The following is a 21,292-nucleotide window of genomic DNA, read 5'->3' on the forward strand; positions in this document are numbered from 1 at the left end:
TCACGGGCGCAACTCGATTGCTGTCTTGCCGATCCGAACCGGCGTTCCGATTGGGACTCGTACCGCAGTCGTCACCTTCGCCCTATCGAGGTAGGTGCCGTTCGTCGATCCTAGATCCTCGACATACCATTCTGAGCCGCGTTGAGAAAGCCGGGCGTGCCGCGTCGAGGCGTAGTCGTCGGTGAGCACCAGGGTGGAGTCGTCAGCGCGCCCAATCAACACCGGCTGCCCGCTCAGCGTGATGCGCGCGCCGGCGAGCGCCCCCTCGGTCACCACCAGATAGCGGGCGGCATGCCGATGCTGGCGCGAAGGCAGCAGCGTATTTCGCAACGTGAGGCCACGACGCACCATGACGGCGCCGGTCGGCGCGTAGATGTCGGTCTTCAAGATCCGCAGTACGGACCAGATGAATACCCATAGCAACATTAAAAATCCGGCGCGCGTCAGCTGCAGTACTAATCCCTGCATCTGGCGTCCTTTCCGTCCTGGCGCCCTATCCCCCGCATCCGTGCCACCGAGCACTTCGGCAACGTCACGATACTTGGACAGTGGTCGACGCGTGGCGAAGCCCGGCGGCTGTGGCCCCAGCAGGTCAGTGAATGCGGACGATGATCTCGGAATGGCCCAGACGGATCACGTCGCCGTCGGCCAACTGCCACTCCTGTACCGGTGCGTTGTTGACCGTGGTGCCGTTCGTCGAGTTGAGGTCGGACAGCAGTGCGACCTGCCCGTCCCAGCGAATTTCCAGATGCCTGCGGGAGACGCCGGTGTCGGGTAGCCGGAACTGAGCGTCCTGTCCACGGCCCACGATGTTCGAACCTTCGCGCAGCTGGTAGGTGCGCCCGCTGCCGTCGTCCAGTTGCAGGGTGACCGTCGCGGCCGGAGCCCCGTAGCCGCCTTGACCGTAGCCGCCGTAGCCGCCGGCGGCACCATAGTCGGCGGCTCCGCCCGACTGACCATAGTCGTAGTCGCTCCGGGCGGGTGCGCCGTAGTCGCCGCCGGCAGCAGGGGCGTAGCCGGCACCGGGAGGGGCATCGGCATAGCGGGTGAAAGCGTCCTGACCGTAGTCCTGTTGGCCGTAGTCCTGCTGACCGTAATCTTGCTGGCCGTAGTCCTGGTGGCCGTAGTCCTGCTGGCCGTAGTCCTGTTGACCGTAGCTCTGCTGGCCGTAATCTTGGTGGCCGTAGTCCTGGTGGCCGTAGTCCTGTTGACCGTAGCCCGGGCTGCCCTGTTGGTAACCCTGGTCGTATCCACCACCACCCTGATCCGGGTAAGCCGGCCGTTGCTCGGCCGGGGCCGACGGGGCGGAACCGTAGCCGCTCTCATCCTGGCGCTGCCCGTAGTCGCCGTACCCGCCACCTTGCGGCGGGGCATAGCCGGGCTGCCCACCGCCTTGCGGCGGCGCATAGCTGCCCGCGTCCTGACGGTAGCCCTGGTCGTACTGGGCGCCGCCGTAGGAGGTAGGAGGCTGTTGCTCATACGACGGCGGCGCCGGTTGGTAACCGCCCTGGTCTTGGTAGCCACCCGGGCCCTGGTAGCCGCCTTGGTCTTGATAGCCGCCCTGGCCGCCGTAGCCGCCCTGATCCGGATATCCGCCTGGGCCGGGATATCCGCCGTGGCCGGGATATCCGCCCTGCCCCGGGTAGCCGCCCTGTTGTCCGTAGCCGCCCTGATCCGGGTAGCCGCCCTGGCCGGGGTAGCCCTGCTCATGCCGGGGCGGAGGGTATCCCTGCTGGGGCGGGTAGCCGCCCTGCTCCGGCGGATAGCCGCCACGCGGGTCGTGGCCACCCTGGGGATCCGGGCCGTCTTGCGGACGGCCGTAGCGGTCGTCGTAATACTCGTCGCCGGGTCGCCCCTGCGCCTGACCGCCGCGGTAGCTCGAATTGTCGGTCATTGGTGGTACTCCTGGTTCTGCGCCAAACGCTTGATCTGATTGTGGTCGGGCGGAATCGGTGACCGTCGGGCGGGGCTCGACGTCGGGGTTGACAGCACCGCGGGCGCGGAACTGGCCGGTATGCAGGTTCGACGACGGCTCGAACCGGACGACCACATCACCATACGTTTGCCACCCCTGTTCGTGGACGTAGTCCGCCAAGTACCTGGCGAAGGCGCGCGTCGTGAGATCTGGATCGGCGCCCACCTTCTCAAAGTCGTGCACACTGAGGGTAATGATGTATTCGTTGGGCGCCAACGGGCGATTTCCCGGGAGCGGCCGGACGCCATCGGCCGCCTCGCGGCGCAACAGGGCTTCGACCTCCTGCGGCACGATCGATCCGCCGAACATCCGGGCAAACGCGTCTCCTATGGTCGTCTCGAGTTTGCGCTCGATGCGCTGAACGAGCCTTTTTTGGCTACCCATCTTTCAGCACTCGCACCCCATTTATCTGGGCGGATCTTGACCGCAAGGCAAACGACTCCCCCGCGTATTGATCACCCAAGCATGGTATCGGGACATTGCGATCGTTCGGCACCGTGAGAATCCTGAGAATCGCGCCCCAATGTTCACAGTCTCGTTAAGAAACTGGCATCGCGGGCTGCAGCGGTCTGCAGGCCCCTGAGCGGCCGGGGGACGCTACTACTACAGTGGTATGGTCCTGCGGTTGTTTCGGGCGAGTGGCGGAATGGCAGACGCGCTGGCTTCAGGTGCCAGTGTCCTTCGGGACGTGGGGGTTCAAGTCCCCCTTCGCCCACCACGGTAAGCGCAGCTCAGCGCCTCTTTACGCGGTTGACGGTCGAGGCGTCGGCTATAACAGGTAGGTACCGAGGTAGCAGTGGTATCGGCTGGTATCACTCGATACCATGATCATCATGGCGATGACATTGCGACTGACCGAAAAACAGGCCGCGCGGCTGCGCGAGGCTGCTGCTCGGGAGGGTCTGTCAATGCAGGCCGTTGCTCTCAAGGCCGTCGATCAATATCTCGACAACCGCGAGGCACGCCGTGCCGCCCTGCTGGCCCAGATCGTTGATGAGGATGCCGGGTTGCTCAAGCGCCTAGCGGATGCATGAGCAGCGAATACCTCGATCTCGATGACTTGCTGGCCGCGGCTGCGGCCTATCTTGGGCACCCCCCACAGGTCCGTGACTACGGCCTGCTCGAATCCGCACTCGCCCGTCCCCGGACCTCGGTGTTCGGCGAGGACGCCTATCCGGCGATCCACGAGAAGGCCGCCGCACTACTGGAGTCGTTGGTCAAGTACCACGCCCTGGTCGACGGCAACAAGCGGCTCGGTTGGGTCGCCATGCGGCTGTTCTACGGCTACAACGGCTACACAATCTCTGCCTCCGAGGACGACAAGTTCGATCTGGTGATCGCGGTGGCGACCGGCGAGCTCGACGCGGTCGCCAAGATCGCCCATCGATTGGGCGGTATGGCCCGGCAAGCCTAGTCATGGGGACGCCCGCTATCGCCCCGTCTGCTGCTGGTGTGCAAAATCGCGCCGATATCCTCATCGACGGTTATCGAGAGGGGCGCAAAGTTGAACATCGATCCCGCCGCCACCGCTTGGCTGCTGGCCAGTACCGCCCTGGTGCTGCTGATGACGCCCGGGTTGGCGATTTTCTACGGGGGCATGGTGCGCACCAGCGGCGTGCTCAACATGATCATGATGAGCTTCATATCCATACCTCTGGTCACGGTGGCATGGCTGCTGGTCGGCTATAGCCTGGCGTTCTCGGGCGGTGGTGCGGGCGGATTCCTCGGCGGATTGGCACACGCCGGGATGCGGGGCATCGGTCCGGAAACCTTGCACGGACAGGTTCCCGAACTGCTGTACGCCACCTTCCAGTTGACGTTCGCGATCATCACCGTCGCGCTGGTCAGCGGCGCGATCGCCGACCGCGCCAAGTTCGCGGCCTGGATGGTTTTCGTGCCCATCTGGGCGGTTACCGTGTATTCCGTTGTGGCGCATTGGGTTTGGGCGCCGACGGGGTGGCTGTCCAAGCTCGGGGTGCTGGACTACGCCGGCGGACTGGTCGTCGAGATCGTTTCGGGCGCGTCGGCGCTCGCGTTGGCACTGGTCCTCGGCCCGCGCATCGGCTTCAAGGTGGAGGCCATGCGGCCGCACAACCTGCCGTTCGTGCTCCTCGGAGTGGGACTGCTGTGGTTCGGCTGGTTCGGGTTCAACGCCGGTTCGGCCCTGGCCGCCAGCGGGTTGGCGTCGGCGATCTTCCTCAACACCCTGGTCGCCGGCTGCCTTGGCATGCTGGGATGGCTTGCGGTGGAACGGGTTCGGGACGGCAAGCCGACCACATTCGGCGCCGCCTCCGGAGTGGTCGCCGGCTTGGTGGCCATCACCCCGTCGTGCGGCACGGTGAACACCGTGGGCGCCGCAGTCGTCGGGCTGATGGCGGGCATCGTGTGTTCCTTCGCGGTCGCGGTGAAGTTCAGACTCAACTACGACGACTCACTTGACGTGGTGGGGGTGCACTTCGTCGGCGGAGTCGTCGGCGTGCTGCTGATCGGCCTGCTCGCCACCGCGGTGATGACTCACGGCCCGAACGGCCTCTTCTACGGCGGCGGCCTGAGCCAACTGGGCAAACAGGCTCTGGCGATGGTGGTGGTCGGGCTGTACGCCTTCGCAGTGACTTATCTACTGGCCACCTTGATCGAGCGATTCATGGGATTCCGGGTCAGCGCCGAAGACGAGGTCAGCGGGGTCGACCTCACCCAGCACGCCGAAACGGCCTATGCCGAAGGCGTATACGGGCACCAGCAGGTACGCCGACCGTTATTCGGCGACCGGGACGCTTCACGCGTGCGCCCGACGGACGACGACGACGGCTGAGCCCGCGGCCTGCCTCCGACGCGGTTATGGCAGGGTCTGCGCCCATTGTTGGACATCGACGGTGACGGGATCGGTGATGTCGTCGTATTCGGGGTGTTTCTTCAGCACCGTGACGACCATCGAGCACAGCGGGACGATGCGCTTGCCCGCCTCGCGCGTCGCTTTCAGCGCATGCTCGACGAGGATCGTCGCCAATCCTCGTCCGCCGTATGCCGGGTCGGTTTCGGTGTGGTGGAAGACGCGCTGATTGCCACGATCGGCGAATTCGGCGACCCCGACGGTTTTGCCGTCGACGGCAATGGTGTACCGCCCGTCCTCAAAGCTCACCGTGGTTTCGGCGCCCGTCTTGTCCGCAGTCATCTGGATTCCCTTCTGGTCGGTATCGGTCTGGGCCGCAGCCGGCTGGTCGGCATCGGCGGGGCGGGCAGCCGCGTGACCGCACCGTGATACCCCGAGACGGCGCCGAAGCGTTCGTCGGCGTCCTCCCACAGCCGGCGATAGGTGACGATGTCGTCGTGGCTGCGGCCCACGAAGTTCCACCACATCACCAGTTCTTCGTCGAACGGTGTGCCGCCCAGCAGCAGCACCCGCGCGGGCCGCTCGGCGGTGTTGCGCAGCGGCAGCATCGAGTGCCCCGTTCCCTGGTACCCGAGGTCGCCGACCGCCAGGGCAGTCCCGCACATCTCCACCTCACCGCTGTCGCACAGCACACCGTGTTCAAACGAGGGGTCGACGTCGATGTCCAACTCTGCGCGCGGGTCGAGGTCGAGCTGGGCGCCCAGCAGTGGAGTAAACGTCGACACCGGCGAACGACTGCCCGCCAGTTCCCCGAGGAATACCCGCGCCACCGCATTGGCCAACGAAATCGGCGTGGGAGCGTAGTGGGCGAAGCCGCGTCCGGTGTCGCGAGCGGAATCCGGCAGTGCCACCCACAGTTGTGCACCGTGCAGAACCGTGCCGGCATCCGATCCCGTCGAAACCTCGGAGTGGCAGATGCCGACTCCCGCCGTCATCAGGTTCAGCTCGCCCGGCCGGACCATGGCATGGACGCCGCCGCTGTCGCGGTGTTCCACTTCCCCGCTGAACAGCCAACTGACCGTCTGCAGCCCGGTGTGTGGATGAGGCGGAACGTCCATCCGCGCCGAGACCGGACCGTAGTGGTCGACGAAACACCAAGCACCGATCAGCGAGCGCCGGCGTTGCGGCAGCGTACGTCGCACCGGGATCGCGCGCGGGCCGCCCAGGGGAACCTCGCGCGGCCGCAGCACCTCGACACCTGCGGCCCGCGACGCCGTGCAGGCAAGTTCCACCGGCGCCGCCTCGAGATTGCTCACCAGCCCGACGCTACCTGTGTTCTAACGACTCACCGGCCCGGTGGCCGCAGCACCTTCATCGCCAACCGCATGACCGGCTCGGGGACCCGATCCTGCATCGATAGCGCGACATCGGCAGCGCGCGACCGCAACGGGGTACCGCGACCGAACATCCGATTGAACGGCCCACCGGAGGGCTCCAAGACCACATGCAGTGGCGGCGTGCCCACCGCCGCGCCCAGCGCGTTGGAGATGACCATCCGCTGAATTTCGCTGGTGCCCTCGAAGATGGTGTACAGCTTGGCGTCCCGGTACCACTTCTCCACCGGGTGGTCGGTGATGTAACCCCAGCCGCCCATGGTCTGGATGGCACGCTCGGTCGCCTTGACGGCGACCTCGCTGGCGGCGAACTTGGACATCGAGCCCTCGCCTCGCTCGAACGGTACCCCGTTGGCCGCCATCCAGGAGGCACGCCAGGTCAGCAACCGGGCCGCATCAATCTGGGTGGCCAGCTCGGCCAAGGGAAATGCGATGCCCTGGTTGTCGATGATCGGTCCGCCGAACGCCTCGCGCTCGGTGGCATAGGCCGTCGCGTATTCCAGTGCGGCGCGGGCGATCCCGATCGCCTGCGCGGCGACCATCGGGCGCGTCTGTTCGAAGGTGCCCAGCGTTGCCGAGCCGGATCGTTGACCGCCGGCCACCACTTCGCGAGCCTTCGCCAGTTTGGCGTCGAGTTTCTCTTGTCCGCCAAGCAAATTCGCTGCCGGAACCCGCACGCCGTCGAACCGCAACTCGGCTGTGTGCGACGCGCGGCAGCCCAGCTTGTCCAGTTTGCGCACCAGTTCCAGTCCGGGCGTGCCGCCCGGCACCACGAACAGCGCTTGACCGCGGTGGCCGAGGTCCTGATCGACGACCGCGTTGACGACGTGTACGTTGGCGATCCCGCCGTTGCCGATCCACATCTTGTGGCCGTCGATGATCCAGTCGCCACCGTCGCGCCGCGCCGTGGTGCGCAGGTTGCGCACGTCGCTGCCGCCTTCGGGCTCGGAGATGGCCAACGCGGCGAGCTTGAGATCGCCCGGGGTCCCGAAGCATTCGGGCGCCCACTCCAGCATCTGTTCGGGCGACGCGGCCTGACCGATCGCAGACAACGCCAGCGCCGGCATGACAATCGCCAAACCGATACCGGCACAACCCCAAAACAACTCCTCCATGAACATCGGCAGCGAGATGCCGGTCGGGTCACCGATCAAGTCGCGATAGAACAGCGGGCTGTAGAACCCGCGCTGCGCAGCCTCCTCCAGCACGGGCCAGGGAAACTCCTGCCGCTGGTCGTAGTGGAGCGCAACGGGGCGTATGCAATCTTCGGCGAATTCGTGAGTGCGTCGGGCGAGGTCGTGTTGTGCTGCCGTCGGCGTCAGGTCGAACGTCATGCCTGCGCGGCTACCCCGTCGAATCGGTCAACAAACTGCCCCGCCGACCGCACCGTCAGGCCGCAGGACGCGGTCCCACTCGGGCCGGAGGAAGGTGCAACACCACCGCGGCCGCCGGCAGGGCATCGCGCTCCCGGCGCGCCAGCAGCGCCGCGTTCTCGGGCAGCTCGCGGGCGTTGATTTCGCCGGCGGCGATCCGCCGCAGCACCTCATGGGCGCGGGCGAGTTGTTCACGCTTGCGGTATTGCCCGCCGGGAAGCTTGACGCCGGCCCATACGCCGTATTCTTCGCGATGCTTGATCGCACGCTGGGCGCACAGCCGCTGCTGGGCGAGCGGGCAGCGGCGCAGGCATTGGATCCGCGCCTCGGTGGCCGAGCGCTCGTACGCGCGAGCCTTGGCGGCTCCGTCACCGCCGTCGTCATCCGGGTAGCCGAACCACAGTTCGGGGTTCACCGCGCAGGGATGTCCCATGTTGTTCTCCTTGTCCGAGGCCGAAAACGTAGGCGGAATCGTATACACGAAACACGTGAGGAGGCAAGCGAAACGTGACGAAAACGTATATCCCTGGAATGACGGCCCGCTTGTGTAATATCCGCTCTGTGGCCGGAGCGGGCGATGGGCCGTGAATCGGCCGGCGCGGCGCTACGAGCGCTGCGAGAGTCGCGCGATCTGTCGCTGGCGGATCTGGCGGCCGCGACCGGTGTCAGCATCATGGGTTTGAGCTATTTGGAGCGTGGCGCCCGCAAGCCGCATAAGAGCACTGTTCAGAAGGTAGAAAACGGGCTCGGGTTGCCCCCCGGCACCTATTCGCGGCTGCTGGTCGCGGCCGATCCGGATGCCGAGCTCGCCCGGCTCATCGCCGCTGCGCCACCCGGGCAGTTCGCCGGCAGACGTTCTGGCACGGTCGTCGTGGATCGCAAGAGCGACACCGAAGTGCTCGAGGGTTACGCCGAAGCCCAGCTCGACGCCATCAAATCGGTAATCGAGCGATTGCCTGCGACGACGTCGAACGAATACGAGACGTATATTCTCTCTGTGATCGCACAGTGTGTGAAGGCCGAGTTGTTGGCCGCCGGCTCCTGGCGGGTCGCGGTGAATGCCGGCGCCGACTCGACCGGCCGGCTGATGGAACATCTGCAGCAACTCGAGGAGACGCGCAGTGCGCTGCTCGAGCGGATGCCGACCAGCTTGAGCGCGCGGTTCGATCGCGCGTGCGCGCGGTCGGGCTTACCGGAAACCGTCATCGCCGCGCTGCTTGGTGTCGGCAGTGACGAGGTGTGGGATATCCGAAACGGGGGAGCCATCCCGCCGGGCGCTCTCCCCCGCATGCGCGCGTTTACCGACGCCATCGAGTCTGGGGGAACCAGTGGTTCAGAGTGAGATCGAGGCGTTGAGCCGGGCGCACCAACTGTTCGCCGGTGACACGCGGCCCGCGGCGGTGGATGCCGGCAGCGGACACCACGCCGACCTGCTGCAGCGCACTGCTGCAGCCAATGCCGTTGCGGCACATGGCTATTACCGCGAATCGGTGCACCGGAGCCGGGACGCCTTGCTGTCGGCGACACGAACGGATAGCGCGATAACGGCCGTGCTGGCGGGCGCCCATCGGGACCGGGCGCGGGCACATGAGCTGACCAAAGGAGTGCTAGATGCGGCTCGCGCCGATGCTGCCGTCGCGCCCGCGACGCCGATGGCGCAGCGCGAAGCGATACGGCGTCGGGCGGCGCGCCTGCGGGCTCAGCGCGCGCACGTGTTGGCAGCCCGGTGGCGGGCGCGACAGCATGTTGCGGCGTTGCGCGCGTTGCGATATCGGCTGACCCACCATCGCGGCGCAGCACCGACCGGGTTGCGGCTACCGGCGACGGGCGGGCGGGCCGCCGTTGCGGTGCGCGCCGCGCTGTCGCGGCTGGGCCGCCCGTATGTCTGGGGTGCATCCGGGCCCAACCAGTTCGACTGTTCGGGTTTGGTCCAATGGGCCTACGCGCAAGCCGGAGTCCACCTGGACCGCACTACCTATCAACAGATCAACGACGGAATTCCGGTGCCGCGCGCACAAGTCCGGCCGGGCGACCTCGTCTTTCCGCATTCCGGACACGTGCAGATGGCGATCGGCAACAATTTGGTCGTCGAAGCGCCCTACTCTGGCGCATCGGTGCGGATCAGCCGATTGGGTAATTACGTGCAAATTCGTCGGCCGGTTTGAGGAGGATCATGGCGGAGCAGACCGGACCTTCAATAGCGGCCATTCAGGCGCAACAGGCGGGATTGGCGAGCCGGCACAGCGCCATCTCTGACGCCGACCGGGCGCTGATGGACGCGTTGGCCACCGCTCATGCCGAAATGCGCGAGGGCGTGCGCCGACTCGATGCGATCGCAGCCGAAATCGAGCAGGCCGTGTCGGACCAGTCCGCCGCCGATACCCCCTTGGGCGCGCGCGAGTTTCAACGTTTTCTGGTTGCCAAAGAGCGCGAGATCGCAGCCGTCATGGCGCACGTCCGCGACGTTGCCCAGGCGAAAAGCGCTGTGCTGCAGGGCTTACGGGAGCACTACGAAGCCCCGCGGCCTTAGCCGAAGACGGATTTGCTTCATGCCCGCGGGCAAAAGTTTCCGAGGATGAAGCGGCAATTGTCCTTATTGATCAGAGCCGGGGGCGGCGGCGGAGGCGGCGGTGGCGGAACCTCCCCCTCAAAGATGTTCTGCGCAACATTGCCTTGCCCGAAGTACACATACCAGTAGGTGTGGCAGACGTTGTTGTCCCAAATCACTGGGTTCACCCGAAGATTGCCGGTCTGAACCGGTGGATCCCCCGGGCACCAGTGACACGGCCCGGCGGGATGGTCTTCCGGACACCCGGGCCAGGCGCCCAGCGGCGGCGGGCCGGTTTTGGCCTCGGCTGTGCCGTCGGCCAGCCCAAAGCCGGCCAGCGCCAGGCCGATTGACAGTAATGCCCTCGCAAGAGTTGGTTTCACGGTGCGGATGGTGTTCATCTGATTCCTCGGCTGACGTCGGCCGTAGGTTATCGCCGGGGACTTGCGAAATTCTTGCGTCAGCCGTTGGCCGCGGCGCCGCGGCAAAGCGCCGACATACCGTAGATGGTATATTCGACGACGTGAGCAGCGATCGGATACGGGGTCTTCGTGAACGGGCCGCAATGACCCAAGCACAGCTCGCCGAAGCCACTGGCATCGCGCAACCGCATCTATCTGCCTACGAACGCGGAGCACGCCCGGTGACCCCGCGAGTCTTGGCCAGGATCGAGGAGGCGACCCGGGTGCGTCCGTCGGAGCTGGTGCGTCGGCACAGCGAGGAGATCCGGGCCGTTGCGCGCAAGTACGGTGCGGAGAACCCGAGAGTCTTCGGCTCGGTCGCGCGTGGAACGGACACCCCTGATAGTGATATCGATCTGGTGGTGAGGTTTCGACCGGGTTCGTCGCTTGGCGATGTCGCTTTGCTGCAAGGGGAGTTGCGCGAATTGCTCGGAGTGCCGGTCGAGGTCATCAGCGAGAGCGGCCTGCGGGGACGGTTCGGTCGCCGGGTCGTGGCGGACGCGCTGCCCGTTTGATGCCGCCGCGCACCGGCCGCGCTTACATTGCGGGCAGATATGGCGACCGCATCGTCGACCGACTCGATGATTTGTGCGAATTCTGTGGGGAAGCGGCGGAGCTGGTGGCCGACGGCCGGGAGCGCTTATTGACGCAATGGCGCCAGCAACGCGCAGCAGAGGCCGTCCTAGGCCGCATCGGAGAAACCGCTTCCCATATACCTTCCGAGTTTCGCGAAGAGTATCCGGCTCAGCCCTGGCAGCAGATCATCGGCGTACGGATAATCGCCGATCACAAGTACCGGGCCCTCGACTACCACCAGGTGTGGATCTCCCTTACCCAAGCGGCCGAGTTGAAGCGCTATGTCGAGGAGATTCTGGGTTGACTCGCAGGTTCTCCCCGCACTGACAGTGAGGTGAATTGTCGCGGTGCAGCCGCCTGCGTACTGTCACCGCGCATGGAGGACGCGCGGCGGCACCCGCAAACGCGGTAGGCGTAGCCGATGTCGACTTGGGCAGACCTGGCCGCAGCGCTCTCGCGCATCCAGGCCGCCACCGGCGACCCGCAGGCATGGAAGACGGGTCTGACGCCGGACGAGGTGGCGGCCGTCATCAACCTGCCGCTCGCTCGTCCAGAACAGATAGAAGCGATTCTGGGCAAGATCCGCAAGCAGCATCCCCAGCTGTTCGGTGCCGGGCCGGGTGCGCCTGGGGAAGGGCCGACGGGAAGGCCGCCGGCCACCGACAGGCCGCCCTCGGATCGACCGGACAGCGACGCTGCCGAAGCCATAGCGCGGGCCGAAGCCGCTCTGGCACACCAGAATTCGGCCAGTTCGCAGCTCGATCTGCAAGTGATTTCGGCGATTCTGAATGCACACCTCAAAGCCGTGGACGGCAGGGCAGCGCTGACCAAATTACAGCAGGAGATCGAAGCCGCGCTGCGCACGCGATCCGATCTCGACACCCCCGCGGGCGCGCGCGACTTCCAGCGGTTTCTCATCGGCAAGCTCCGCGACATCCGGGCAGTGGTCGCTGATGCAAGCCTTGACGACACGTCGAAGTCCGCCCTGATGGCCGCGTGGACATCGCTGTACGAGGCGTCCAAGGCGGTGCCCACTGGTGCCGGTGAAGCGCGGTCGCCGGTGGCCACGCCCGCACCGGCACCCGCCGGCGGAGTCAGCGGAGACGGAGCGGATCCCTACCTCGATGCGCTGCTGGGTGCCGATCCCGGCTTGCTCGCCGGGGAGTCCCCGGCGCCGGCCGTCGCCGCCGCACCCACAGCGCCTGCCATGCCGGTGGCTCCCGCCATGCCGAGCATCCCCAATCTCGGCGGAGCAGCGACGCCCGGCGGCGCACTGCCAACCTCCATGCCCGGGTTGGGGCTGCCGAGCGGCTTGGCGCTGCCCACTGCGTCGAGGGGCGGCGAGATGGATCCGGCGCTCCGCGACCTCGACGAGGACACGCACCCGCGGGCCGAAAAGGGCCACGGCGGACCCGAGGACCCCCGTGACGAGGACGGCGAGCGCAAGGAGCCGTCGTCGGCAGTGCCCGAACCGCAGCCGGCGGGCCCGACCTCGGTGACGCTGCCCGACGGCGAAACGGTGACGGCCGCCAGCCCGCAATTGGCCGCGGCCATCAAGGCCGCGGCTGCCGGAGTTCCCATCGCCGAGGCCTTTCGCCAGCAGGGAATCACGATTCCGCCGCCCGGGACGCCGGTTGCTCATCCTCTCGAACCGTCCCGGGTCACTCCGGGTGACGTCGGTATGTTCACCGATCGTCACGCCCTGGCGCTCGGTCACAGCAAAGCGATCATGGACGGTCAAATCCAGCACATCTCGACAGTCAGCGGACCCAGCTTTCTAGGCTGGGAGCATCCGCCGACGCCGGCGAATGCGGCACCGGGCACGGCGCCGGCGCAAACCGAACCACCGACACCGACCCGCCCGGCGGCTTACAGAGTGAGCGCCCCAGCGCACGAGTAGGAGACAACGGATGGCAGAGCAAGTCCAGGTGGTGCCCGCGCACTTGCGTGCAGCGGCGGCGCATCACGAGCAGGTCTCCGGTTATCTACGGACCGTGCCGTCATCGCATCCAGCGATCCAGGAAAGCCTGGACTCGCTGGGGCCGATCTTCGGCGAGCTTCGCGACGCCGGACGCGAACTGCTCGAGCTGAGACGACGGTGCTACGAACAACAGGCCGACGACCACGCCAACATGGCCCGCAACCTCAGGGCGACCGCGACGGCGTGGGAGCAGCACGAACAGGACGCGGCACGCAACCTCGGCGGCGTCGCCGACGGCGGTCGATGACGGACCCCAATCCGGCCTTCGACACCGTTCATCCGAGCGGACACATCCTGGTCCGTTCCTGTCGCGGCGGATACCTGCACAGCGTCGCGCTGAGCGCCGAGGCGATGGACACCGATGCGTCCACCCTGGCGCAGGCCATTCTCTTGACGGCCGACGTGTCGTGCCTCAAGGCTTTGCTGGAAGTGCGCGACGAGATCGTGGCCGCCGGGCACTCGCCCTCACCGGAGGTGCCAACCCCGCACGACTTGGATGCGGCGATCGAGAAGTTACTGGCGCATCAGTTGCGCCGCCGCGGCAGCTGACGTTCAAACCAGCCAGGTCTTGGCCGCGTCAGGGTTCGGAACGATATCGGCGGGTGGCTCGATTGGGTTGGCGCCGAACAGTTCTCGGGCCCGGCCGAGCAGCGCACGCACCTCGTCGAGTTGCTGCTGCAGCGCAGAATCAGCCATGTCCCCACGCTACCCACGCCGCGAGGGCCACACAATTCACCGTCTGCGCACGTCAGCCCCGGACGCCGGTACGCTTTCCCGGTGGCGATCTTCGGTCGGATGACGGCGCGCCAGCGCCTGCGCAGAGCGACGCAGGAATCGTTGACGATACCGGCGTTCAGCTCTCCCATCGATTGCACCGCATGGGTCATCGGCGGTCTTTGGCCGGCCGAGCTGTCGACGATCACTCCCGAGAACGCCGCGCTTGCCGACCATCTCCGCGACGACCTGCAGCGGATCGCCCGTAACGCCAACGATGAGCTCAAGCTGATGAGACGCGCCGGGATGGCCGATCCGGTCCGGCGGGCACAAGAGGCACGCGTGATCGAGCAATCTCGAGCCCGCGCTGTGCGGCGAGTCGAGTCGGTACTTCGTCATTTGCAGCCGATGACGGCTCCACCGCCCGCACGAGGTGCGAAACCGCCCGACTCCGCCGCGATGGATCTGGACAAGACGCAGGTCATGCCGCCTGTCCGGCACCCAGAGCCGCCCAGCGCGGCGCCGCAGAGCACGTTCAGTACCGGTGCGGTGCGGGTGGACGGCCAGGTCCCTGACGCATCGGCGGCGCCAACACCCGCGACGCCGACCGGCTCTGCGGACCTCGCCGCCGAGCCGGCATCGCAGTCGCAGCCACCACCAGCCCCGGCGCCCACGGTTCCCGCGGAGTCCGAGGATGAACGACTGCAACGACTCCTCGCGTTCGTCGTTCGTCAAGATCCCAGACTGAACTGGGCCGTCGGCGACTGCCCGGATGGGACGACAGTGCTGGTCACTGACCTAGCGCATGGCTGGATTCCGGCAGGCATCGCCATCCCCGAAGAGGTGCGCCTGCTGGCGCCCGAACGGCGCACCGGCAAAGTGTCAGCCCTGCTGGGCGACACCCTGCGCAAGGTGACCTATGCGCCTGGCGACGCTATGGACTGGCCCGCTGAGTTCGCCGCCACGCCGACGTCGGTGCAACCACGCGAACTGCCGCCGATCGATGACCTGGGCTGGGATCTGAGCCAAGCCACGCACTGGCGCGATGGCGTACCGCGGATGGTGCATACCCTGGCGAGGGCCGCTGCCGCGGGAACCGGCGTGGTCGACGACGAAGTGGATCTGCTTCGCGTGCATCGCGACACCGCGTATCAGCAACTGCTGACCCAATTTCCGGATGTCGACCCTGCGCATTTGCTGAATTGTCTGTTGTTGGCGGCCACCGAAGGATTTGTCACCGGGGACCGAATATCGGCGAATTACCATCTCTGCTGGTTCCAGAAATTGAACGCCCCACCGGTGACCCGGTGGGAGACCGGCGGTGAGCCGTCAATGGAGCCCTGAGCCTTTGAATTGACGCTGGTGGGGGCCGTCGACATACTGTCATCGTGTCGGGGTCGGACGGTCGCAGCGGTGAGCTGAGTGACCTGACGGACAAAGATCTCGTCGAATCAGTTCTGCGCGAGCTGAGCGAGGCGGCGGACAAGTGGGAAGCCCTTGTCGCGCAGGCAGAAACCGTCACATACAGTGTCGACTTGGGCGATATTCATGCCGTCGCGAATTCCGACGGCCGATTGCTCGAATTGACGCTGCATCCGGACGTGATGACCGGATATGCACATGGGGAACTGACCGACCGGTTGAACCTCGCCATCGCAGCGTTGCGGGCGGAGGCACAAGCCGAGAACCAGGCCAGGTACGGCGGCCAATTGCGCTGACGGCGGTGCCGCAGCACGCAAGCGTGCTGGGGCTGCCCGACGAATGATCCTGTCGAAGGGGGAAATGAAGAGTGCCACTCAATCTGTCCAATCGGGACCAGAATTCAGGGCACCTGTTCTATAACCGGCGGTTGCGCGCTGCGATCACCAGGTTCTCCGTACGCATGAAGCACGACGATCGCAAACAGCAAGCGGCGGTGGCGTTGTCGATGGTGCTCGTCGTCATCGGCGTCGCCTGGATGGCGTTATTGCACATCATGAAACCCGCCGGTCTGGTCGGCGAATCGGCGATCGTCGGTGACCGCGACACCGGCGCGGTGTACGCCAAGATCAACGGGCGCCTCTACCCGGCGCTCAACCTGACCTCGGCACGATTGGCGGTGGGCAATGCCGCCGCCCCCGCCTGGGTCAAAGCGGGCGAGATCGCCAAATACCCGACCGGACCGACGATAGGCATCCCCGGTGTTCCGGACAGCCTGCCGGTCACGTCGGGCGCCGTATCGGCGTGGTCGGTGTGCGACACCGCGGCCAACCGGGGCGCCACCCCGGCCGGCGGGACGGCTGCCGTGGTGACGGCGATTGCGGGTCAACTCTCGCCGTTCGGGAGGGCCGCGGCGATGGGTCCTGGCCAAGCCATCCTGGCTACTCATCGTGGCGCCACCTACGTCATCTGGCACGGGCAGCGGTCCCGGATCGAGCCCACCGAGCGAGCGGTCACCTTCAACCTCGGTCTCGACCCCGGAGTGACCTATCCCGTTGAAATCTCCAACGCCCTGTTCGACGCCATGCCGTCGACGGAACCCCTTGTGTTGCCTGCCGTTCCGGCGGCCGGCACGCCGTCGCAATGGCTGCCCGGGGCCTCGGTGGGCAGCGTTCTGGAGACCCGCGATGCAAGCGGGGCCGTCAATGGCTTCTACGTGTTGCTGGCCGGAGGCGTGCAGAAGATCAGCAGTTTCGTCGCGGACCTGTTGCGCTCCGGGGATTCGCACGGTTCGACGACGCCGACGCTGGTGGCGCCGGACAAGCTGATACACATCCCGGTGGTCGATGTGCTCAATGTCGACTATTACCCAACCGGAAAGCTGGATTTCGTTGATACGTCCGCGAATCCGGTGACATGCGTGGGATGGGAGAAGCAAGCCGGTGATCCCCAGGCCCGGGTCGCGGTATTCAGCGGGCGCGGTCTGCCGGTACCGATCGGCATGGATTCCCGCTTGGTGCAGTTGGTTCGCGACGACCGCCATCCCGATTCGGTGGAGGCCAACCAGACGCTGGTGTTGCCGGACGCGGCCAATTTCGTTGCGACGACGAGCGGCGTTGTCGCCGCCGGCAGCCGGGAGAGTTTGTATTGGCTTTCCCCGCAAGGGGTTCGGTACGGCATCCAATCCGATCAGCGGACCCTGCGAGCGTTGGGGCTGGATTCGCGCCTTGCAGCGCAAGCTCCGTGGCCGATCGTCCGCACGTTTGCGACCGGGCCGGCGATCAGCCGTGACGCCGCGTTGGTGGCCCGCGACGCGATTCCCGGGGGTGGGATGGTGGCACCCATTCCCGATCCCAACGATCAGAACAACGGGAGCTAGACATGTCCAAACGGGGTTTCGTCCGCGCCGCCCGCAAGCCCGCACCGACCATCCCGCCGGTGCGAATCGCGATCGAAGCGCCGCTGGCGCTGCCGGAACGCGAGCCGCGAAACATCCTGTTGATGATCGCGCTGCCGGCGCTGCTGGTAGGCATCATCGGCACGCTGGTGGTGATGTACGCCTCGGGCGTTCGATCCCTGCAGTCCGGGTTCTTCCCGATGATCGGCTTGGTGGGGTTCGGCACGCTGATGTTCAGCGGACGGTTCGGGCGGGCTCGCCGCATCAGTTGGGGCGAACAAGAAAAGCAACGCCGTAGCTACCTGCGCCAGCTGGACGACGACCGCGACGAAGTCCAGCGCGCCGCGCAAGAGCAGCGCCGCGGTCAGCTGTTCGTCCATGCCGATCCGCAGCGGCTGGACACCGTCATCGGCGGGCCCCGCATGTGGGAGCGCCGGCCCAGCGACCCAGACTTCCTCGACGTCCGGCTGGGGATCGGTGTGCAACAAGCGGGCGAAGCGGCGGTTTCACTGCAATGGCCGGACGTTCCGGTCGGCGAGGAGCTGGAGCCGGTAACCGGCGGCGCGCTAAGGGATTTCATCCTCGAGCAGAGCAAGATTCGCGGGATCGGCAAGGTGCTGAGCCTGCGGTCCAGCCCGGGCTTCAGCTTCATCGGCGAAGAGCCGAGCGACTTGCACCACCTGATGCGGTCGGTGCTGTGCTCCCTCGCGGTCTATCACAGCCCCAGCGACCTCAAGCTGATGGTGGTCACCCGCCATCCCGAGCTCTGGTCCTGGTTGGTATGGCTGCCGCACAACCAGCATGACGAGATGTTCGATGCATGTGGGCTGCGGCGGTTGGTGTTTGCATCCCCGGTGGAGTTGGAAGAAGCGCTCGACGCGGAGTTGCATCGCAAGGGCCGCGGGCCGTGGACGCCGCCGGTAGGTTCCAGCCCGACGTCAATGCCGTCGCCCGTGGAGTCGCTCGGCGGCCCCGCACTGGGCCCGCACTGGGTGATCGTCGACGACAACGCGGGCACGCCCGAGCAATGGGAGGGCGTGACCGGACAGAAGGGTATGGCCGGTATCACGGTGCTGCGGTTGGCCACCCGGGAAGGCGTCGGCGTCGGGTTTGGCGCCAACCAGCGGTTCACGCTGCGCGAGGGCCGGCTCACCCACCGCGAAACGTTCTACGCCGTCGCGGATATGCTCGCCGAGAGCACCGCCAACAGGTATGCCCGGGCGCTGGCGCGGTGGTCGCCGATGAGCGCTGGCGACTTGTCCGAGACCGACAGCCAGGGCGGTGAACTGCTGCGGGCACTCGGTATCAGCGATCCGCGAGAACTCGACGTCGACAGGCTCTGGGCCGATAGCCGGGGCCGCGGCGACCAGAGGTGGGCGATGGTGCCCGTCGGCGTCAAGCAAGGCGGTGAGCTGCAGTATGTGATCTTGCGCGCCAAGGATTTTGGCGGCTACGGCTTTCACTCGGTGGTGATCGGGACCTCCGGGTCGGGCAAGTCGGAGTACTTCTTGTCGTTGTGCAGCGGGATCGCGCTGACACACTCGCCGGAAACGTTCATCGTCATCTTCGTCGACATGAAGTTCGAGTCTGCTGCCCAAGATCTGCAAGGATTTCCGCACGTCGCCGGCTCGTTGTCGAACCTGGGCAAGGACGACCGCCATCTGGCCGAGCGGATGCGCAAGGCGATCAACGGCGAGATAGCCAGGCGCTACCGGCTTTTCAAGGATGCTGGCGCCCGCGACGCCAACGAGTACGAGGAGATGCGGCTCGCCGGACGGGATTTGGAGCCGGTGCCGATTCTGCTCGTCATCATCGACGAGTACCTCGAGTTGTTCATTCACCACCCGGAGTGGATCGACCTCGTCATCCACATCGGGCAGGAGGGTCGCGGCTGCAACGTCTTCTTCACCCTCGGCGGCCAGCGGCTGGACCTTTCGTCGCTGAGCAAGGTCAAGAGCAACATCGCCTTCCGGGTGGCATTGCGCGCCGAGACCGCAGAAGATTCACGCGACGTCATCGGTAGCGACTCGGCGCTGCATCTTCCGTCGAAAGAGAACGGGTACGCGTTGCTCAAAGTCGGGCCGCGTGACCTCGAGCAGTTCCGGTGCTTTTACGTGTCCGCTCCATTCGTGGTGCCCAAACGCGCGGTCAACGTGAACAAGACTGTGGCGGTGAGCTTTTCCCAACCACGCTCGTACACCTGGGCATATCAGCCGCTCAGCGAATCCGATAGCGCCGCGCTGGCGGTGGCCGACGAACCCGAGGAGCCCGACGAGTTCCTCTTCCATCCAGACGGATTCCGGAAGAAGAAGCTGGTCGACGTGATCCGGGAGTCGCTGGTGTCGCACCCGGCCCGGCCGCCACATCAGATCTGGCTTCCCCCTTTGGAAGTCAGCGAGCCGGTGGATGCGCTGGTGGCGCGATGGCGCGGCAAGCCCTGGGATGTCGACTACGGCGAAAACCCGGGCCTGGTGTTTCCGGTGGGCATCGTGGACATCCCCGACGAGCACGCGCAACGAGTGCACGCGATCGACGCCGAGATGGACAACGTCATGGTGGTCGCCACCGCGCAGCGCGGTAAGTCCACCACATTGATGACGTTGATGACCTCGGCGGCGCTGATGTACCGACCCGAGCGCGTCACGTTTTTCTGTGTGGGGGCCTCGCTGTATCCGGTGGAAGAGCTGCCGCACGTGGCCTCGGTGGTAAGCCAGACCGACCGCGAGGGTGTGTCGCGGACGATCGCATCGATGGAGGGATTGATCCTTGCCCGGGAAGCGTCGTTCAAGCGGTACCAGATCGACATCGCCGAATTTCGCGATCGGCGGTTCGGCAGCGGAGGCGTCGGGCCGACCGATCCCGACGACAAATTCGGCGACGTCTTCCTCGTCGTCGACAATTTCAGCGACCTCTACGAGAAGGACGCCGCGACGGGAGACCGGCTGATCGCAATCGCCCGCCAGGGCCTGTCGTACGGGGTGCACGTCATGACCAGCGCCACGGCCTGGTTGGTGGGACAGAAGCAACAGCTGGTCAACGTCTCGAACGCACGCATCCAGCTGCGGCTGAGCAACCCGGACGAAACGCAGATGGGCGAAGGCTTCGAACGCCGAAAGGCGGCCCGCAACACACTGGACAGGCCTGGTTTCGGGGTCACCCGCGAAGGCTATGAGCTGCTGGTCGGCGTACCGGAGATCATCGCGAGCAATGGCGCGCGCGTGAGCACCCGCGAGCTCGGCCCGCTGATCGCCGGTCTGACCGGCGCCGGCCGAGTGGAGCGGTTGGCGCGGCTGCCCGAGGAGATTGCGCTGCCTCGCGTGATCGCTGCCTTCGCGGACACCGCCGACGCGGCAGACCCGTTGAACATCCCCTTCGCAATCGGCGAGAGTGCGCTGCAGCCGGTCGCCCTGCCCGCCCGGGTGCTGCCCAACCTCCTCGTGCTGGGCCGCCAGCTGTGCGGGAAGACCACGGCGCTGGCCGCGTTCGGGCAAGCGATCGTCAGCCGTTTCAGCCCGGACGAGGCACAGATCAGCATCGTCGATCCCAAGACATCGCTGATCGGAAAAGTCCGGGGGCCGCATGTGCGCGCGTACGCCTATACCCAGGACGACATCGACGAGGTAATCGAGGGATTGGCGCAGATCATGCGCGACCGCCTGCCGCCGTCGGGTTTGAGCCAGGAAGAGCTGCTGAACCGGGGCACCTGGCAGGGACCGCACCATTTCCTGCTGATCGACGACGAACAGGAACTGCGGCCGCACGGTGTGATCGGCAAGAACGCGGCCACAGCGCCGCTGTGGGGATTGATCGAGCGCAGCCGCGAAATCGGACTGCATGTCATCGTCTCCCGGCTACCCGGGAACTGGGCGGGGGTGTCGGTGACGAATCCCTTCTTGCAGAAGATGACCAGTTCGCGCGCGCCCACGCTGTTCATGGACAACGATCCCGCGGCGGTGAAGGTCTTCGGGCGGGTGAGCGCCCAGCAGCTGCCGCCCGGGCGCGGTCTGCTGGTCACCACCGACGGCGCGATCGAAGGCGTGCTGGTGGGGAACCCGGAAACCTAGGTGGTCGAAACCTGATTCGACAGCATCCAGCACCCTTCTTAAACTCAGACAGCTCCAGCG

General features: G+C 66.2%; 23 protein-coding genes and 1 tRNA gene. 16 read left to right on the forward strand and 8 right to left on the reverse strand.

Going from position 1 to position 21,292, the window contains the following annotated elements; all coding sequences use genetic code 11:
- Together AC5Y2L_RS24260 and AC5Y2L_RS24265 are read right to left on the reverse strand one after the other, a co-directional pair.
- Positions 1-468: an FHA domain-containing protein FhaB/FipA gene (locus AC5Y2L_RS24260; protein ID WP_499938242.1), complete on the reverse strand. Its 468-nt coding sequence runs from the start codon at positions 466-468 to the stop codon at positions 1-3.
- A 124-nt stretch (positions 469-592) separates the two neighbouring features.
- Complete coding sequence (locus AC5Y2L_RS24265) at positions 593-2,359, reverse strand: FHA domain-containing protein (RefSeq protein ID WP_499938243.1); 1,767 nt, start codon at positions 2,357-2,359, stop codon at positions 593-595.
- Positions 2,360-2,607: 248 nt separating this feature from the next.
- On the opposite strand from AC5Y2L_RS24265, the gene AC5Y2L_RS24270 reads away from it, so the two are divergent.
- From AC5Y2L_RS24270 to AC5Y2L_RS24285, 4 genes are all read left to right on the forward strand, one after another.
- Positions 2,608-2,693: transfer RNA gene (locus tag AC5Y2L_RS24270), tRNA-Leu, on the forward strand.
- Between the two features lie 115 nt (positions 2,694-2,808).
- Complete coding sequence (locus tag AC5Y2L_RS24275) at positions 2,809-3,009, forward strand: CopG family transcriptional regulator (protein WP_499938244.1); 201 nt, start codon at positions 2,809-2,811, stop codon at positions 3,007-3,009.
- Entirely contained in the window at positions 3,006-3,389 is a 384-nt protein-coding gene (locus AC5Y2L_RS24280; RefSeq protein ID WP_499938246.1) for a type II toxin-antitoxin system death-on-curing family toxin, read from the forward strand. Before AC5Y2L_RS24275 ends, AC5Y2L_RS24280 begins: the two co-directional genes overlap by 4 nt.
- 90 nt (positions 3,390-3,479) lie before the next feature.
- Positions 3,480-4,787, forward strand: coding sequence for an ammonium transporter (locus AC5Y2L_RS24285; protein ID WP_499938247.1), 1,308 nt, complete (start codon positions 3,480-3,482; stop codon positions 4,785-4,787).
- A gap of 24 nt (positions 4,788-4,811) precedes the next feature.
- Here AC5Y2L_RS24285 and AC5Y2L_RS24290 read toward each other — a convergent pair whose 3' ends face one another.
- From AC5Y2L_RS24290 to AC5Y2L_RS24305, 4 genes are read right to left on the reverse strand one after another with little or no spacing between them, the layout of a single operon-like run.
- Complete coding sequence (locus AC5Y2L_RS24290) at positions 4,812-5,147, reverse strand: GNAT family N-acetyltransferase (RefSeq protein WP_499938249.1); 336 nt, start codon at positions 5,145-5,147, stop codon at positions 4,812-4,814.
- The gene (locus tag AC5Y2L_RS24295; protein WP_499938251.1) at positions 5,144-6,121 is read right to left on the reverse strand and encodes a pirin family protein; all 978 of its coding nucleotides are present in this window, start codon (positions 6,119-6,121) and stop codon (positions 5,144-5,146) included. Before AC5Y2L_RS24295 ends, AC5Y2L_RS24290 begins: the two co-directional genes overlap by 4 nt.
- Positions 6,122-6,150: 29 nt before the next feature.
- Positions 6,151-7,533, reverse strand: a complete 1,383-nt coding sequence (locus AC5Y2L_RS24300; RefSeq protein WP_499938253.1) for an acyl-CoA dehydrogenase family protein — start codon at positions 7,531-7,533, stop codon at positions 6,151-6,153.
- 55 nt (positions 7,534-7,588) lie between these two features.
- Complete coding sequence (locus tag AC5Y2L_RS24305) at positions 7,589-8,005, reverse strand: WhiB family transcriptional regulator (RefSeq protein WP_499938255.1); 417 nt, start codon at positions 8,003-8,005, stop codon at positions 7,589-7,591.
- A gap of 144 nt (positions 8,006-8,149) precedes the next feature.
- On the opposite strand from AC5Y2L_RS24305, the gene AC5Y2L_RS24310 reads away from it, so the two are divergent.
- The 3 genes from AC5Y2L_RS24310 to AC5Y2L_RS24320 are packed head-to-tail and all read left to right on the forward strand — an operon-like array spanning position 8,150 to position 10,102.
- On the forward strand, positions 8,150-8,914 hold the full coding sequence (locus tag AC5Y2L_RS24310; RefSeq protein WP_499938257.1) for a helix-turn-helix domain-containing protein: 765 nt from the start codon (positions 8,150-8,152) through the stop codon (positions 8,912-8,914).
- Complete coding sequence (locus tag AC5Y2L_RS24315; protein ID WP_499938259.1) at positions 8,901-9,737, forward strand: C40 family peptidase; 837 nt, start codon at positions 8,901-8,903, stop codon at positions 9,735-9,737. The genes AC5Y2L_RS24310 and AC5Y2L_RS24315 overlap by 14 nt, the downstream gene beginning before the upstream one ends.
- Before the next feature lie 8 nt (positions 9,738-9,745).
- Positions 9,746-10,102 carry a DUF4226 domain-containing protein gene (locus AC5Y2L_RS24320; protein ID WP_499938261.1) on the forward strand — a complete coding sequence of 119 codons (357 nt, stop codon included), beginning with the start codon at positions 9,746-9,748 and terminating at the stop codon, positions 10,100-10,102.
- 17 nt (positions 10,103-10,119) lie between these two features.
- On the opposite strand, the gene AC5Y2L_RS24325 is transcribed toward AC5Y2L_RS24320, so the two are convergent.
- Complete coding sequence (locus AC5Y2L_RS24325) at positions 10,120-10,503, reverse strand: hypothetical protein (protein WP_499938263.1); 384 nt, start codon at positions 10,501-10,503, stop codon at positions 10,120-10,122.
- Between the two features lie 140 nt (positions 10,504-10,643).
- Between AC5Y2L_RS24325 and AC5Y2L_RS24330 the strand changes: the two genes are divergently transcribed.
- The 5 genes from AC5Y2L_RS24330 to AC5Y2L_RS24350 all read left to right on the forward strand — a co-directional run bounded on the left by AC5Y2L_RS24330 (position 10,644) and on the right by AC5Y2L_RS24350 (position 13,687).
- Complete coding sequence (locus AC5Y2L_RS24330) at positions 10,644-11,096, forward strand: helix-turn-helix domain-containing protein (RefSeq protein ID WP_499938265.1); 453 nt, start codon at positions 10,644-10,646, stop codon at positions 11,094-11,096.
- Positions 11,096-11,461 (forward strand): HepT-like ribonuclease domain-containing protein, encoded by a 366-nt coding sequence (locus AC5Y2L_RS24335; protein ID WP_499938267.1) that lies wholly within the window; start codon positions 11,096-11,098, stop codon positions 11,459-11,461. The genes AC5Y2L_RS24330 and AC5Y2L_RS24335 overlap by 1 nt, the downstream gene beginning before the upstream one ends.
- Positions 11,462-11,578: 117 nt before the next feature.
- Positions 11,579-13,057: a DUF4226 domain-containing protein gene (locus tag AC5Y2L_RS24340; protein WP_499938269.1), complete on the forward strand. Its 1,479-nt coding sequence runs from the start codon at positions 11,579-11,581 to the stop codon at positions 13,055-13,057.
- A 10-nt stretch (positions 13,058-13,067) separates the two neighbouring features.
- A complete protein-coding gene (locus AC5Y2L_RS24345) occupies positions 13,068-13,385 on the forward strand; it encodes an ESX-1 secretion-associated protein (RefSeq protein ID WP_499938271.1) in 318 nt (105 codons plus the stop codon).
- On the forward strand, positions 13,382-13,687 hold the full coding sequence (locus tag AC5Y2L_RS24350) for a DUF2694 family protein (protein WP_499938273.1): 306 nt from the start codon (positions 13,382-13,384) through the stop codon (positions 13,685-13,687). The genes AC5Y2L_RS24345 and AC5Y2L_RS24350 overlap by 4 nt, the downstream gene beginning before the upstream one ends.
- A 3-nt stretch (positions 13,688-13,690) precedes the next feature.
- Here the strand turns inward: AC5Y2L_RS24350 and AC5Y2L_RS24355 are convergent, their stop codons facing one another.
- On the reverse strand, positions 13,691-13,834 hold the full coding sequence (locus tag AC5Y2L_RS24355; RefSeq protein ID WP_499938275.1) for a hypothetical protein: 144 nt from the start codon (positions 13,832-13,834) through the stop codon (positions 13,691-13,693).
- An 81-nt stretch (positions 13,835-13,915) separates the two neighbouring features.
- Here AC5Y2L_RS24355 and AC5Y2L_RS24360 point away from each other — a divergent pair, with 81 nt between their 5' ends.
- The 4 genes from AC5Y2L_RS24360 (at position 13,916) to eccCa (ending at position 21,232) form a co-directional block, all read left to right on the forward strand.
- Positions 13,916-15,196: a DUF5631 domain-containing protein gene (locus tag AC5Y2L_RS24360; RefSeq protein WP_499938277.1), complete on the forward strand. Its 1,281-nt coding sequence runs from the start codon at positions 13,916-13,918 to the stop codon at positions 15,194-15,196.
- 41 nt (positions 15,197-15,237) lie between these two features.
- The gene (locus AC5Y2L_RS24365; protein WP_499938365.1) at positions 15,238-15,570 is read left to right on the forward strand and encodes a DUF2710 family protein; all 333 of its coding nucleotides are present in this window, start codon (positions 15,238-15,240) and stop codon (positions 15,568-15,570) included.
- A gap of 71 nt (positions 15,571-15,641) precedes the next feature.
- Positions 15,642-17,150, forward strand: a complete 1,509-nt coding sequence (eccB, locus tag AC5Y2L_RS24370; RefSeq protein WP_499938278.1) for a type VII secretion protein EccB — start codon at positions 15,642-15,644, stop codon at positions 17,148-17,150.
- Positions 17,151-17,152: 2 nt separating this feature from the next.
- The gene (gene eccCa / locus AC5Y2L_RS24375) at positions 17,153-21,232 is read left to right on the forward strand and encodes a type VII secretion protein EccCa (RefSeq protein WP_499938280.1); all 4,080 of its coding nucleotides are present in this window, start codon (positions 17,153-17,155) and stop codon (positions 21,230-21,232) included.
- The last annotated feature ends 60 nt before the right edge of the window (positions 21,233-21,292 follow it).

The organism is Mycobacterium sp. NGS66 (assembly GCF_059812225.1).

What these genes read in the sequence shown, in the direction of transcription:
- AC5Y2L_RS24260 (WP_499938242.1), bottom strand. Translation starts at nt 468, where the DNA reads ATGCAGGGATTAGTACTGCAGCTGACGCGCGCCGGATTTTTAATGTTG.
- AC5Y2L_RS24265 (WP_499938243.1), bottom strand. Translation starts at nt 2,359, where the DNA reads ATGGGTAGCCAAAAAAGGCTCGTTCAGCGCATCGAGCGCAAACTCGAG.
- AC5Y2L_RS24275 (WP_499938244.1), top strand. Translation starts at nt 2,809, where the DNA reads ATGGCGATGACATTGCGACTGACCGAAAAACAGGCCGCGCGGCTGCGC.
- AC5Y2L_RS24280 (WP_499938246.1), top strand. Translation starts at nt 3,006, where the DNA reads ATGAGCAGCGAATACCTCGATCTCGATGACTTGCTGGCCGCGGCTGCG.
- AC5Y2L_RS24290 (WP_499938249.1), bottom strand. Translation starts at nt 5,147, where the DNA reads ATGACTGCGGACAAGACGGGCGCCGAAACCACGGTGAGCTTTGAGGAC.
- AC5Y2L_RS24300 (WP_499938253.1), bottom strand. Translation starts at nt 7,533, where the DNA reads ATGACGTTCGACCTGACGCCGACGGCAGCACAACACGACCTCGCCCGA.
- AC5Y2L_RS24305 (WP_499938255.1), bottom strand. Translation starts at nt 8,005, where the DNA reads ATGGGACATCCCTGCGCGGTGAACCCCGAACTGTGGTTCGGCTACCCG.
- AC5Y2L_RS24310 (WP_499938257.1), top strand. Translation starts at nt 8,150, where the DNA reads ATGGGCCGTGAATCGGCCGGCGCGGCGCTACGAGCGCTGCGAGAGTCG.
- AC5Y2L_RS24320 (WP_499938261.1), top strand. Translation starts at nt 9,746, where the DNA reads ATGGCGGAGCAGACCGGACCTTCAATAGCGGCCATTCAGGCGCAACAG.
- AC5Y2L_RS24335 (WP_499938267.1), top strand. Translation starts at nt 11,096, where the DNA reads ATGCCGCCGCGCACCGGCCGCGCTTACATTGCGGGCAGATATGGCGAC.
- AC5Y2L_RS24340 (WP_499938269.1), top strand. Translation starts at nt 11,579, where the DNA reads ATGTCGACTTGGGCAGACCTGGCCGCAGCGCTCTCGCGCATCCAGGCC.
- AC5Y2L_RS24345 (WP_499938271.1), top strand. Translation starts at nt 13,068, where the DNA reads ATGGCAGAGCAAGTCCAGGTGGTGCCCGCGCACTTGCGTGCAGCGGCG.
- AC5Y2L_RS24350 (WP_499938273.1), top strand. Translation starts at nt 13,382, where the DNA reads ATGACGGACCCCAATCCGGCCTTCGACACCGTTCATCCGAGCGGACAC.
- AC5Y2L_RS24355 (WP_499938275.1), bottom strand. Translation starts at nt 13,834, where the DNA reads ATGGCTGATTCTGCGCTGCAGCAGCAACTCGACGAGGTGCGTGCGCTG.
- eccCa (WP_499938280.1), top strand. Translation starts at nt 17,153, where the DNA reads ATGTCCAAACGGGGTTTCGTCCGCGCCGCCCGCAAGCCCGCACCGACC.